11 protein-coding genes are annotated in these 13,537 nt (G+C 70.8%); 10 read left to right on the top strand and 1 reads right to left on the bottom strand.

The genetic code is table 11. From position 1 onward, the window contains the following. Window positions 1-398: 398 nt before the first annotated feature. The 6 genes from AC068B_RS32235 to AC068B_RS32210 all read left to right on the top strand — a co-directional run bounded on the left by AC068B_RS32235 (window position 399) and on the right by AC068B_RS32210 (window position 7,593). On the top strand, window positions 399-1,769 hold the full coding sequence (locus tag AC068B_RS32235) for a wax ester/triacylglycerol synthase family O-acyltransferase (RefSeq protein ID WP_478675066.1): 1,371 nt from the start codon (window positions 399-401) through the stop codon (window positions 1,767-1,769). A 70-nt stretch (window positions 1,770-1,839) separates the two neighbouring features. Beyond that, window positions 1,840-3,336: an SDR family NAD(P)-dependent oxidoreductase gene (locus AC068B_RS32230; protein WP_478675065.1), complete on the top strand. Its 1,497-nt coding sequence runs from the start codon at window positions 1,840-1,842 to the stop codon at window positions 3,334-3,336. Window positions 3,337-3,823: 487 nt separating this feature from the next. Further along, window positions 3,824-3,997, top strand: coding sequence for a hypothetical protein (locus AC068B_RS32225; RefSeq protein WP_468565204.1), 174 nt, complete (start codon window positions 3,824-3,826; stop codon window positions 3,995-3,997). 226 nt (window positions 3,998-4,223) lie between these two features. Beyond that, window positions 4,224-4,757 carry a glycoside hydrolase family 20 zincin-like fold domain-containing protein gene (locus AC068B_RS32220; RefSeq protein WP_478675064.1) on the top strand — a complete coding sequence of 178 codons (534 nt, stop codon included), beginning with the start codon at window positions 4,224-4,226 and terminating at the stop codon, window positions 4,755-4,757. Between the two features lie 51 nt (window positions 4,758-4,808). Next, window positions 4,809-6,386: an alpha-L-fucosidase gene (locus tag AC068B_RS32215; protein WP_478675063.1), complete on the top strand. Its 1,578-nt coding sequence runs from the start codon at window positions 4,809-4,811 to the stop codon at window positions 6,384-6,386. A gap of 301 nt (window positions 6,387-6,687) precedes the next feature. After that, a complete protein-coding gene (locus AC068B_RS32210; protein ID WP_478675062.1) occupies window positions 6,688-7,593 on the top strand; it encodes a nitroreductase/quinone reductase family protein in 906 nt (301 codons plus the stop codon). A gap of 7 nt (window positions 7,594-7,600) precedes the next feature. Here AC068B_RS32210 and AC068B_RS32205 read toward each other — a convergent pair whose 3' ends face one another. Further along, on the bottom strand, window positions 7,601-8,614 hold the full coding sequence (locus tag AC068B_RS32205; RefSeq protein WP_478675061.1) for a LacI family DNA-binding transcriptional regulator: 1,014 nt from the start codon (window positions 8,612-8,614) through the stop codon (window positions 7,601-7,603). A 304-nt stretch (window positions 8,615-8,918) separates the two neighbouring features. On the opposite strand from AC068B_RS32205, the gene AC068B_RS32200 reads away from it, so the two are divergent. From AC068B_RS32200 to AC068B_RS32185, 4 genes are all read left to right on the top strand, one after another. After that, window positions 8,919-10,217, top strand: coding sequence for an extracellular solute-binding protein (locus AC068B_RS32200; protein WP_356267272.1), 1,299 nt, complete (start codon window positions 8,919-8,921; stop codon window positions 10,215-10,217). A 20-nt stretch (window positions 10,218-10,237) separates the two neighbouring features. Then, window positions 10,238-11,209 carry a carbohydrate ABC transporter permease gene (locus tag AC068B_RS32195; protein WP_478675060.1) on the top strand — a complete coding sequence of 324 codons (972 nt, stop codon included), beginning with the start codon at window positions 10,238-10,240 and terminating at the stop codon, window positions 11,207-11,209. 92 nt (window positions 11,210-11,301) lie between these two features. Beyond that, window positions 11,302-12,123 (top strand): carbohydrate ABC transporter permease, encoded by an 822-nt coding sequence (locus tag AC068B_RS32190; RefSeq protein WP_468565382.1) that lies wholly within the window; start codon window positions 11,302-11,304, stop codon window positions 12,121-12,123. 38 nt (window positions 12,124-12,161) lie between these two features. Next, the gene (locus AC068B_RS32185; protein WP_478675059.1) at window positions 12,162-13,439 is read left to right on the top strand and encodes a glycoside hydrolase 5 family protein; all 1,278 of its coding nucleotides are present in this window, start codon (window positions 12,162-12,164) and stop codon (window positions 13,437-13,439) included. Window positions 13,440-13,537 lie beyond the last annotated feature (98 nt).

Here is a 13,537-nt window from a genome sequence, read left to right as displayed (position 1 = left end):
AGCGACGGTTCGGCGCGGTTGTGACGCCGTATCACCGCTGCGTGCAGGCAGGTTCACCGCGTCGCGGCAGCTCCTTCACAAGATTCACAGACGGGAATCCAGGATGCGGAGCGACTCCTTCCAACAAATCGGACACTTACCCGTCGAAGGGTGATCCGTGTGGTCAATGCATGGAAATTCACGGGCCGCGGGGACCGAATTGCGTGACCGGAGTGCACATTCGCTGTGCAGGTTATTTGAAGGCGTGCCCAATCGTGACCGAAGCGGACATCGAGGGGCAGTTACGGCCTTAATTTGTCGTTAACTCTACGTAGCAAGATCGTACTTGACCGTAGTCGTCAGGAGCGATTGACTCACGTCCGTCAGCCCCGCATCGTCCTCGACGCGAGAGCGAGTCCGTGACTTCATCGTCTGCACAGAGCTCTGACCTGCTCGTACCTCTCGATCTGGCCTTCTGGAACATCGAGACCGCCGAACACCCCATGCATCTGGGGGCGCTCGGTGTCTTCGAGGCCGACGGGCCCGACGCGGCGGACCGCGCCGCCGGGCTTCTCGCGGCCCGCGCGGCGGCCGTGCCCGGACTTCGCATGCGCATACGTTCCGTCCTGCTGCCCGTCGGCGGCGCGACGCGCGTACCGATGCCCGCCTTCGACCCGCTGGAACACATCCGGCTCACGGCCCCCGTCGCCGACTTCCACGCCACGGCGGGGGAGTTGATGCAGCGTCCGGTGGAGCGCGACCGGCCGCCGTGGGAGGCGCACGTGCTGCCGGGCGCCGACGGCACGTCCTTCGCGGTCCTCTTCAAGTTCCACCACGCCCTCGCCGACGGCCTGCGCGCACTCACGCTCGGCGCGGCCCTCCTCGACCCCGTCGACCTGCCCGCCTCCCGCGAGCGCCCGCCGGTCCCCGCGGCCTCCCCGTGGTCGGTCCTGGATCCCCGCAAGCTTCCGGAGCGCGTCCGGGGCACCGTCGCGGAGGTCGGTCAGGCCCTCGGCATCGGCACCTCCGTGGCGCGCGCGACCCTGGGCGTACGCTCCTGCGCCGCGCTCGCCTCGGCCGCCACCGGCACCCGCCGCACCGCCGGAGTCGTCCTCGACTTGGACGACGTGCACCAGGTGCGCAAAGCCGTCGGCGGCACCGTCAACGACGTACTGATCGCCGTGGTCGCGGGCGCCCTGCGCCGCTGGCTCGACGAGCGCGGCGACTGCAGCGAGGGAGTCGAGCCGCGCGCCCTGATCCCGGTCTCCCGGCGCAGGCCCCGCACCGCGCAGCCCCCGGGCAACCGGCTCTCCGGCTATCTGGTCCGGCTCCCCGTCGGCCACGAGGATCCCTTGGAAAGGCTGCGCAGCGTGCGCGCCGCCATGGACCGCAACAAGGACGCGGGCCCCGAGCGGGGCGCCGGAGCCGTGGCGCTGCTCGCCGAGCACGTGCCGTCGCTCGGCCACCGGATCGGCGGCCCCGTCGTCGCGCAAGCCGCCCGGCTGCTCTTCGACATCCTCGTCACCAGCGTCCCGCTGCCCGGCATCGGACTGCGGCTCGGCGGCTGCCGCCTCGCCGAGGTCTACCCCTTCGCGCCGCTCGCCCGTGGGCAGTCGCTCGCCGTCGCCGTTTCCACCTACCGGGGGCGGGTGCACTACGGGCTGGTCGCGGACGCCGCGGCCGTGCCCGACCTGGCGCTCCTCGCGCAGAGCCTGCGGGACGAGATCGACGCCCTCGTGGCGGTGTGCGCCCGGGACACGGGTTTGGTGAGCAGGCCCGCCGCTACGTAAACTCCTCCTTTTGGAGCTTCCGCGGACGACCAGATGCGCCGTGGCACGGATGGACACGAGGACAGCGGCGATGACGGTGACAGACGCAAGCCAGGAGGGGCCCGTCGAGCACGAGGCGTACGGCCCCGGCATCGACCCGGACCGTCTCGCCGTCTGCCTGGCCGTGCTCGACGAGCTCGACAAGCTGGACGTCGACCACCCGGACGCGATCGCCGTGCGCCGGGCCACGGCCGGGATCTACCGGACGGTGAAGCAGCGCCGCCGCCAGGAGCGCCGCGCCGCCAAGACCGCCCACGACAAGGCCGTCACCGAGTCCACCGCCACCGGCTCCGCGCAGCGCATCGACGACGAGACCGAGGGCCTGCTGCCCTCGTCGCAGACGGAGGAGGGCCGGATCGCGGGGATACTCCAGCGCCCGCGCTCCTGCTACACCTGCAAGGCCCGGTACGTGGAAGTCGACTACTTCTACCACCAGCTCTGTCCCGACTGCGCCCGGCTGAACCGGAGCAAGCGCGACGCCCGCGCCGACCTCACCGGCAAGCGCGCGCTGCTCACCGGCGGCCGCGCCAAGATCGGCATGTACATCGCGCTGCGCCTCCTCCGGGACGGCGCCCACACGACGATCACGACCCGGTTCCCCAAGGACGCCATCCGCCGCTTCAAGGCGATGGACGACTCGGCCGACTGGATCCACCGCCTGGAGGTCGTCGGCATCGACCTGCGCGACCCGGCCCAGTCCGTGGCCCTCGCCGAGCGGCTCACCGCGGCGGGCCCGCTGGACATCCTGATCAACAACGCGACGCAGACCGTGCGCCGCCTGCCCTCCGCCTACGCCGCGCTGGTCGAGGGCGAGAGTGCGCCGCTGCCCGCCGGGGAGCTGCCCGCCCACTCCGTCATCGGCGCCTTCAACTCGGGCGCGGTCGACGGCCTCGCCGCGCTGCCCCTGGGCACCAGCGGTCTGGACGCGCAGAAGGTCGCCGACCTCGCCCTCGTCGCGGGCAACGCCAGCGTCGCCAGGCACCTCGACGGCACCGCCATCGACGCGGGCGGCCTCGTCCCTGACGTCGTCGACAGCAACACCTGGGTGCAGACCATCGAGCAGATCTCCCCCGTGGAGCTCCTCGAAACCCAGCTGTGCAACTACACGTCGCCGTTCATCCTGATCAGCGCGCTGCGCCAGGCCATGGCCGACGCCGCGAAGAAGGCGCCGAGCGGCCGGGCGCACATCGTCAACGTCTCGGCGATGGAGGGCGTCTTCGGCCGTGGCTACAAGGGCGCGGGACACCCGAACACCAACGCCGCGAAGGCCGCGATGAACATGGTCACGCGCACCAGCGCCCAGGAGATGTTCCAGACCGACGGCATCCTGATGACCTCGGTGGACACCGGCTGGATCACCGACGAGCGCCCGCACTACGACAAGCTGCGTCTTGCCGAGGAGGGCTTCCACGCCCCGCTCGACCTGATCGACGGCGCCGCCCGCGTCTACGACCCGGTCGTGCGCGGCGAGGCGGGCGAGGACGTGTACGGCGTCTTCCTCAAGGACTACGAGCCGGGCAAGTGGTAAACGGCTGAGACGCCGTCTCAGTCCTCGGACAGCCGGTCCGGGTCGCCGCATACCGCGCGACCCGGACCGGCTGTCCCTTTTGCGCCAGTCGTGACCGGTCGTGCGCCCGCCGTGACCGGGCCCGCCGCGCAGCCCCAACATCCGGCGTCGTCACAGGTGGTGGCCGAGATGCACCCGTGCGTGCCCGTCGCCCGGCGGTGCCGTCGGGTGTGTGTCCCGTCCGGGGCTCGGGGAGCCCCGGCCCCCGCGGCCCCAGGAGGCCGCAAGGGCGCCTTTGTCCGGAATCCACTCCGACTCAGGCCCCCATCGAGCGCGGGCGCGCTCATTTGGTTAATGTAGTGCGAACGGGCGGCCACGGGAGATCCACAAGCATCTCCCGGCCGCTCCGGGGACAGGCCGGCACCACGGCCGCGGTCCCGCCAGAGAACGGCGCCACCGCGACCGAACTGCCCTTGTCCTTCCGTTACGCGACACAAAGGAGTGCGCGGTGACACCAGATCTGACGAAGCACGAAAAGCGACCGGCGGAACGCGGCGGCGAAGGGGCCGGACGGCCCCAGAAGCTCCGCAATCTGGAGGCGTGGGCCAAAGCGGCCCCCATCCGTCTGGCCGGCTACGAGGACGACCTCGCCGAGCCGCACATCCTCCCCGGTATCGACTGAGCCGTATCGACTGAGTCGTCACCGGTCCGGTACCGCACCGGTCCGCTTCGCCACGTGCCCCCTGCCCTCCATGGCCGGGGGCACAGGTGTGTCCGGAGGGTCATTCATCCGATGGTTCCGGCCGAATCGCGGTGCCGGATGCTGGCGAGGGGCAGCGTAAATGTCCAAGTCCCCGGGGCGCACGATGCATTGACACCCTTGTGGGGCGCTTGAATCATCGGACCTCATGACCGAACTGCGTTCGCTCTTCGCGCCCCGGCAGTCCCGGCAGTCCCGGCCGTCCCGGAGGCCACGGCTGCCCCGCCGACGCCGACTCCCGGGAACGGCCGCCGTCGCGGCGGCCCTGCTGCTCGCGGCGCCCCTCCCGGCGGCCACCGCTCAGGAGAGTGCCGAGGCGCCCCCGACGACCGTCCCCGCGCTCACCGACTGGACCCCCGCCGAGGGAAGCTTCCACTACGGCCCCGGCACCCGCCTCGTCGCACGCGATCCCGCGTCGCGCCGGGTCGCCGCCACGCTCGCCGACGACCTGAAGGCCGCGGGCAAGGGACGCGTCCCCGTGGCCCGCGGTGCGGCGCGCGACGGAGACGTCGTGATCGACGTCGACCGCACCCGGAAACCCCTCGGCGCCGAGGGCTACGACCTGCGGGCGGGCGAGCGACTGGAGATCACCGGCGCCCGCGAGGCCGGAGCGTTCTACGGCACTAGGACCCTGCTCCAGCTCCTGGCCCGGACCAACGGCCGCCCACCACCTGGACGTTGACCGCACACTGACCGGCTCCCCCCTCTGACTCCCGAAGGAGATCGGCACCCGATGACCGTCAGCAGACGCCTCTTCATGGCCGCCGCCGTCACCACGTCCGTCGGGGCGTCGAGCACCGCGCTCGCCGCGGCCGCCACCCCTCGGCCCGGTGGAGCACGGCCAGGTGACGCAGAACCGCCCCGCCGCATCCGCATCGGCCCCACCGACACCCCCGCGACGCTGGTCGCCAAAGCGGCCAGGGTCCGCCCCACCGCACGGCAGATCGCCTGGCAGCAGCTGGAGCAGACCGCGTTCCTGCACTTCGGCGTCAACACCTTCACCGGCCTGGAGTGGGGGACCGGCGACGAGGACCCGGACGTCTTCCAGCCCTCCGCGCTCGACACCGACCAATGGGCGCGTGCCCTGCGCGACGGAGGATTCAAGCTCGCCATCCTCACCGTCAAGCACCACGACGGCTTCGTGCTCTACCCCTCGCGCTACACCCGGCACAGCGTCGTGAGCAGCAGTTGGCAGGGCGGCAAGGGCGATGTGCTCCGGTCGTTCACCAAGTCGCTGCGGCGGTACGGCATCAAGGTCGGCGTCTACATCTCGCCCGCCGACGAGAACCAGTACCTCGACGGCGTCTACGCCAACGGCAGCAAGCGTTCGTCGCGCACCATCCCCACCCTGGTGCCCGGCGACGACCGGGCGGGCTCCCGGCCGCGCTCCTTCACGCTCGACGCCACCGACTACGGCGCCCACATGCTCAACCAGCTCTACGAAGTACTCACCGAGTACGGCCCCGTGGACGAGGTGTGGTTCGACGGGGCCCAGGGCCGCATCCCGCCGGAGAAGGTGGAGACGTACGACTGGGACAGCTGGTACGCGCTGATCCGCGCGCTCGCCCCGGACGCCACCATGGCCGTGCGCGGCCCCGACGTGCGCTGGGTCGGGAACGAAGGCGGTCTCGCGCGCGAGAACGAGTGGAGCGTCGTCCCCGTCAAGGACTCCGGCAACGGCAGCATCGACTACGCCCTCAAGTACGACGCGCCCGACCAGGGCAGCCGCGAGGCGCTCGCCGAGGCGCGTTCCGTCGCCCAGTACCTGCAGTGGTGGCCCGCCGAGTGCGATGTGTCCATCAGGCCGGGATGGTTCTACCACGAGGACCAACAGCCCAAGACCGTCGAGCAGTTGACGGACATCTGGTTCCGCTCGGTCGGCCGCAACTCCGTGCTCCTGCTGAACATTCCGCCGGACCGGCGCGGTCTGCTCCCGGACGCGGACGTGGCGCGGCTGCGCGAGTTCCGCGAGCGCGTCCGGCGCGAGCTGCCCGCGGACCTCGCGCACGGCAGGCACCCGCGGCACGACCGGGCGGCCGGTACGGTCACCGTCGACCTCGGGCGGGCGCACGAGGTCGACCGGATCCGGCTCGCTGAGGACATCCGGCACGGCCAGCAGGTGGAGCACGCGGTCGTCGAGGCACGCGTCGGCGACGGGTGGGAGACCGTGACCGAGGTGGACACGGTGGGGGCGAGCCGTGTCCTGACGCTCGCCGCGCCGGTGACCGCGCGGCGGTGGCGGCTGCGGGTGACGCGGTCGCGGAGCACGGTGCGGATCGCGGAGTTCGGCCTCTACCGCTCGGAGGCGTGAGCCGGACCGCGTTGACATGCGGGGGAGTGGGTGACTGTAATGGTGCTCGTGCCGCGTGGCGCCGACCGAAGAGCAGTGGGCAGGTCGGCGAGCGGGCGAGCACCTTCACTCAGGGACGACGCCGATGAGTACGTCATGAGTTCTCACCGCCAGGCCATCGCCTGACTTGCGCGCCTTGCGCGCGCCGCCGGTCACGCCTTCTGCGTGGCCCGCGACTCCCCTCGTTCCCACCGCGACGAACGCCGTCGGCCGATGCCGCCGACGCGGTCCCGCGCACCCCGTACGGAGATGCGACACCGTCATGCCCACACCCTTCAACCAGTCCGTCATCGACGAGTTCCGAGCGTCCGGCGGAAAGGTCGGCGGCCCCTTCGAGGGCGGCGACCTCCTCCTGCTCACCACCACCGGCGCGAAGTCCGGCAAGCAGCACACCACCCCGCTCGGTTACGTCCGCGACGGCGGCCTGCTCCTGATCGTCGGGTCGGACCTCGGCGGCCCGCGCCACCCCGACTGGTACCACAACGTCCTTACGCACCCCACGGTGAGCGTGGAGCTCGGCACCGAGACGTTCGAGGCCGTCGCAGTCCCCGCCGAAGGGGAGCGGCGCGACCGGCTCTTCGGGCGGGTGGTGGCCGCCGACTCCGGATACGGCGAGTACCAGGCGCGGACGAGCCGGATCCTGCCGGTCGTCGTCCTGGAACGGCCCGCGCACGAGGCCGACATCCCCGAAGAGGCCACCAACTTCGCCGACAAGATGATCCAGGTCCACCTCTGGCTGCGCGGCCAGCTGCGGCACGTGCGCGACGAGGCCGACGCGTACTTCGCCGCGCTCGCCGGTCACCGGGGGCCGGGCGCCCCGCCGTCGCCGGGTCTCGGTCTGCAGATCCGGCAGCACTGCCTGGCGTTCTGCGACGCCCTGGAGTTCCATCACACCGGCGAGGACGCACATCTCTTCCCCACCATGGCGGGCTACCACCCCGAGCTGCGCGAGACCTTCGACCGGCTCGCCGAGGAGCACCGGAAGGTGGCCCGCATCCAGGGCGAACTCGCCGGGCTCCTGGCGGCTGCCGGGGGCGCGGACCCCGTACGGTTCCGTGCCGAACTCGCGCGCATGGCAACGGAGTTGACGGCCCACCTCGACTACGAGGAGGAATCGCTGCTGCCGATCCTCGCCGGGCTGCCGTGGCCTCCCGGACCGCCCGCGTGACACCGGGTCACCCTCGTGCCCGCCCCGTGCTCTCGCGTTCGATGAGCCGGGGCAGCGGCACCTGAACCGTGGCCCCGGGTCCGTCGTCGAGGAGGGCGAGGAGCTCGCGGGCCGCGGTCCTGCCGAAGGACACCGTGTCCCGGGACAGGGCCGTCAGCCACGGGTGCACCAAGCGGCACAGCGCCGAGTCCTCCCAGGCGACGACCGAGACGTCGTCCGGGACCGTGAAGCCGAGGGAGGTGGCGGCGGCGACCCCGGCGACGGCCATCACGTCGTTGTCGTACACGAGCGCCGTCGGGGGCTCGGCGGACCCCAGGACCCGCCGGGTCGCGGCGGCGCCCTCGGCGTCGGAGTAGTCCGTCGTCACCGAACGCACCCCGGACAGGCCGCGGCCCGCCGCCTCGACGCGCAGCGTGCGGATGCGGCGCTCGGTGTGCGCGAGCCCCTCCAGGCCCGCGATGTGCACGATGCGACGGTGCCCGAGCGCATGCAGATGGCCGACGACCGAGGCCATCGCGCCCGCGTCGTCCGCCCACACCGTGGACAGGCCGGGGTGCCCCGCGTCCGGGTCGGGCACGCCGCCCGTCACCACCGCGGGCAGCCCCAGCTCGTCGAGGAGCGCGGGCCGCGGGTCGTCCGTGCGCGGGTCCACCACCAGGACGCCGTCCACCCGGTGCTCCGCCCACCAGCGGCGGTAGACCGCGCACTCGGCGTCGACGTCCTCCACGACCTGGAACAGCAGTCCCAGGTGCCGCTCCGCCAGGACCTCCTGGACGCCGGAGATCAGCTGCAGGAAGAACGAGTCGACGCCCAGGGTCGCCGCCGGGCGCGCCACCACGAGGCCCACCGTCGCCGAACCCTCGCCGGACAGGGCGCGCGCCGCCGTGCTGGGCCGCCAGCCCAACTGTTCGGCGACCCTGCGCACCCGGTCACGGGTGATGTCCGAGACGCCGGGCCGGTCGTTGAGCGCGAAGGAGACGGCGCTCTCGGAGACCCCGGCGCGGCGCGCGATGTCCTTCATGGTCGGCCGGCGCGCCGGTGACCGCTTGCCTTGCACCCGTTGCCCCTTTCCTGGCTCCCGGATACTAATGCGCTTGAGCGCTCAGACTCTAAAGCGCATTAGTCCTCTGCTGCAAGACCTTCAACATGCCTCTCTGACCTGCTCGGTTGTCCGGATGATCGACCGATCTTCGATTTATGTTCCACGAATCCATTGACTTTGCGCCACAGTTCCATGCAGGGTCTGCCTCGGCGTGGATTGCCCGGCTCGGACGGTTGCAGTCACCGCCGTCTCACGCTGGGCCGAGCAAAGGAGCCGTTTCACCGTGCGTATCTCCCGTAATCCCCGCAGAGCCGTCGCCGCAGGCGCCGTCCTCGCCGTCCTGCTGCCGTTGAGCGCCTGTGGTGACGGAGACGACGGCGGAGGTTCGACCGACGCGTCGGGCAAGGTCGAGGGTGAGATCACCTTCCAGACCTGGAACCTGAAGGCGAACTTCAAGTCGTACTTCGAGGGCGTCGTCGACGGCTTCGAGGCGAAGTACCCGGGCACTAAGGTCAGGTGGGTCGACCAGCCCGGTGAGGGCTACGCCGACAAGATCAGCGCCGACGCGGCCGCGGGCACCCTGCCGGACGTCGTCAACGTCTCGCCCGACCTCGTCGCCCCGCTCGCCAAGGCGGGCCTCGCCCTGGACCTGGACAAGTCGGCGGGGAAGTACGAGAAGGAGTACCTCCCGGGAGCCTGGAAGAGCCACCAGATACCGGGCATGGAGGGGACGTTCGCCTTCCCCTGGTATCTCAACACCGGGCCGCTCTTCTACAACAAGCGCCTGTTCAAGGATGCGGGGCTCGACGAGAACAAGCCCCCGACGACGTACGACAAGCTCTTCGACGACGCCCTGGAGCTGGCCGACAAGAGCGACGGCAAGGTCGCCACGCTCGCCAACGTCCCCACCGTCGAGGACTTCGGGCGCTACGGCGTCCCGCTGATGAACAAGGAAGGCACCGGCTTCACCTTCAACGACGCCAAGGGTGTCGAACTCCTCACCAAGTACAAGAAGTTGTACGACGCGAAGGCCCTGGACGGGCAGGCGCTGACCGCGACGCCCGAGTCCACCGGCAAGAAGTTCCTCACCGAGGCCGTCGCCATGAACCCGGGCAGCGCGCTGGACCTGGAGAAGTTCAAGAAGGACGCGCCGCGGCTCTACAAGAACATCGGCATCACGCCGCAGATCAGCAGCACCGGCAAGGACAACATGTACGTCATGGGCGTCATGGTGAACACCAAGACGAAGCAGACGCCCGCCGCCGTGGCCTTCGCGCACTACGTCACCGACGCCCAGCGCCAGATGGAGTTCGCCAAGAAGGTCGCGATCTTCCCGAGCACCGAGGGCTCCCTCGACGACCCGTACTTCACCAAGCAGGACGGCAAGGACGAGACGCGCGTGCGCGTGGCGGCCGCCAAGTCCATCAAGACCGCGGTGAACTACACCCCCGTGCTCTTCAGCGAGCAGATGAAGGTCGAGCTGCGCAACTCCGTCGCCAAGGCGCTGCAGGGCAAGGAGAGCCCCAAGGAAGCACTTGACAACGCTGTCAAGAACTGCGACCGGCTACTGCAGCAGAGCTGAGACCAGGAACCGGTACCGCCATGAAGAGCCCCACCGCCTCCCAGGCCGCCCCCACCGACGTCGCCACCGCGGACGCCGTACGCAAGGAGCCGCGCCCCGACGGGCGCGGCCCCCGCCGCGGCATCCGGCGCCAACTGCCCAGCAGCCCCTGGCTGTTCGCGGCGCCGGGCCTCGTGATCGTCGGCGTGTTCATCCTCTATCCGTTCCTCAGCACGCTGAACAACGCGTTCACCGACAAACGGACCCTCATCGAGGGCGACTACGTCGGCTTCGCCAACTTCCAGGAGCTGTGGCACGACGAGATGTTCTGGATCGGCCTGCGCAACAGCACGCTGTACGTCCTCGGGGTCGTGCCCGCGCTCGTCATCCTGCCGCTGCTGCTCGCCCTGCTGGTCCAGAAGCACATCCCCGGCATCACGTTCTTCCGCTCCGCCTTCTACACGCCGGTGGTCGCCTCCATCGTCGTGGTCGGCCTGATCTGGGTGTGGATGCTCGACGAACGGGGCCTGGTCAACGCCCTGTTGGAGGCGGTGGGGGTCGGTAAGGCCGGATTCCTCAGCGACCAGTGGCTCCTCCTGCTGAGCGCCATGGCGGTCACGGTCTGGAAGGGCCTCGGCTACTACATGATCATTTACCTCGCGGCGCTCGCCAACGTGCCCCGCGAGCTCCACGAGGCCGCGTCCGTCGACGGGGCGGGGGCCGTGCGCCGCTTCTTCAGCGTCACCGTCCCCGCCGTGCGCTCCACCATGGTGCTCGTCGCCGCCCTCTCCTCGGTCGCCGCGTTCAAGGTGTTCTCCGAGGTCTATCTGATGGCGGGGCCCACCGGCGGCCCCGCGGGCGAGGACACCACGCTCGTGATGCTCGTCCAGCGCGTCGGCACCGGCCTGACCGGGCGCGTCGGCTACGCCTCGGCCATCTCCGTCGTCGTCTTCGTCGTCACCGTCGCGCTCATGCTGCTCGTCCTGCGGGCGGACCGGAAGGAGGACGCGTGACCACCATCGACGGCGGTGCGCGCCACGAGACACGCACCGACAAGGCCCGCAAGCCGCGTCGCAGGCGGATCACCGACGAGAACGGCCGCAGGATGCCCGTATGGGAGATCGTCCTGCGCTATGTGCTCCTGATCGCGGTCCTCGCGCTCATGATCGGCCCGTTCCTCTGGCAGTTGTCCACCGCGCTCAAGGGCCCGCACGAGAACATCTTCAGCTCGCCGCCGAAGTTCCTGCCCGACGACCCGACCCTGCACAACTTCGAGCGCGTCTCCGACACCATCCCCGTCTGGGACTACGCGCTCAACTCGCTCAAGGTGGCCGCCGCCAACGTGGTGACCAACTGCGTGGGCGCCGCGCTCGCCGGGTACGCCCTGGCGCGCCTGCGCTACCGCGGCCGCAAGGCGGCCACGATCGTCTTCGTCCTGGCCATGCTGGTGCCCGTCGAGGGCATCATCATCGCCCAGTTCACCACCATGCGTGAGCTCGGTCTGAACAACACCCTCATCGGTGTGCTGCTGCCCGGCTGCGTCTCCGCGCTCAACGTCCTGCTGATGCGCAACGCCTTCCTGAACGTGCCCTACGAGATCGAGGAAGCCGCGTTCGTGGACGGCGCCAACGTCTGGCAGCGGTTCCTGCGCATCGCGCTGCCCGCCGTCAAGGGCACCCTGGCGGTCGTCGCGATCTTCGCCTTCATGGGGGCCTGGGACGACTTCCTGTGGCCGCTCATCGTGCTGAGCGACCCGGACCGCTTCACGCTCACCATCGGCCTGAACTACCTGCACGGCACCTTCGCCAACGACGAGCGCCTCGTCGCCGCAGGCACCGTCATCGCCGTGCTCCCGCTGATCATCCTCTTCGCCTGCCTGCAGCGGTACTTCTTCCGCGGTGTGGGCGAGGGCGCGGTCAAGGGCTGAGCGGCACCACCCCGAACTCTCCAGAACCAGGATCCGCATTGCCTTCCGCATCGCCTTCCGCAACCCCCTCCCGGCCGCCCTCGGCCCGGCCGCGCTTCGGCGCCAACTACACGCCCGGCCAGGGGTGGTTCCACCACTGGCTCGACTTCGACCTCGACGCCGTACGCGCCGACCTCGACGCCATCGCCTCGCTCGGCCTAGACCACATCCGGGTCTTCCCGATCTGGCCGTACTTCCAGCCGAACCGCACCCTGATCCGCCCGCGCGCCGTCGACCAGCTGGTCCAGCTCGCCGACGCCGCCGCCGAACGCGGACTCGACGTCAACGTCGACGGTCTCCAGGGGCACCTCTCCAGCTTCGACTTCCTGCCCGCGTGGACGCAGACCTGGCATCGGCGGAACATCTTCACCGACCCCGACGTGGTGTCCGGGCAGGCCGACTACCTGCGCACCCTCGCCGCCGCCCTCGCCGACCGGCCGAACTTCATCGGCATGACCATCGGCAACGAGATCAACCAGTTCTCGGCGGGCCCGCACCCCGATCCCGACCGCATCACCCAGGAGCAGGCGGAGAGCTGGCTGCGCACGGTCCTCGCCGCCTGCGAGGAGGGTGCGCCCGGCAAGCTGCACCTGCACGCCGAGTACGACGCCGCCTGGTACCAGGACGACCAGCCCTTCACCCCGGCGCAGGCCGCCAGGCTCGGCGCGGTGACCGCCGTGCACTCCTGGGTGTTCAACGGCACGGCCCAGCGCCACGGCCGCACCGGCGCGGCGACGCGGCACCACGCGGCGTACATGATCGAGCTGTCCAAGGCCTGGGCCCTCGACCCGCACCGCCCCGTCTGGCTCCAGGAGGTCGGCGCGCCCGCGCCGCTGATCCCCGCCGAGCACGCCGCGGCCTTCACCGAGGACACCGTGGAGTCGGCGCTCGACTGCCAGGACGTGTGGGGCGTGACGTGGTGGTGCTCGCACGACGTCTCGCGCGACCTCGCCGACTTCCCCGAGCTGGAGTACAGCCTCGGTCTGCTGACCAATGACGGCAAGGTCAAGCCCGCGGGGGCCGCGATCGCCCGGATCGCGGAGTCGTGGCGCGGCCGCACGTACGCGCCCGCGCCCCGGACGACCGCGCTCGTCGTGGACGACGCGGTGTCCCGGCGCTCGGAGTGCGCCCCCGGAGGCGCGGTCTTCGAGGCGTTCGCCCGCCTCGTCGCTGACGGAGTGCGGCCCGCGGTGGTGCTCGCCTCACGGGCGGCGGACTCCGGGCACCTCGCTGCGCGAGGCATCAGCGACGTGCTGCTGCCCGCGGACGTCGGGTAGGCGCCGCCCGTCTCGCACGGGGCTCCGCCCCGGACCCCGCTCCTCAAACGCCGGAGGGGCTGAAATCTCCCCCGGCTTCCCGAACATCGGAGACCCCT

The organism is Streptomyces sp. NPDC042371 (assembly GCF_056437465.1).
The sequence above is the reverse complement of the archived record's forward strand: the minus strand, read 5'-3'. Positions and strand labels throughout refer to the sequence as shown.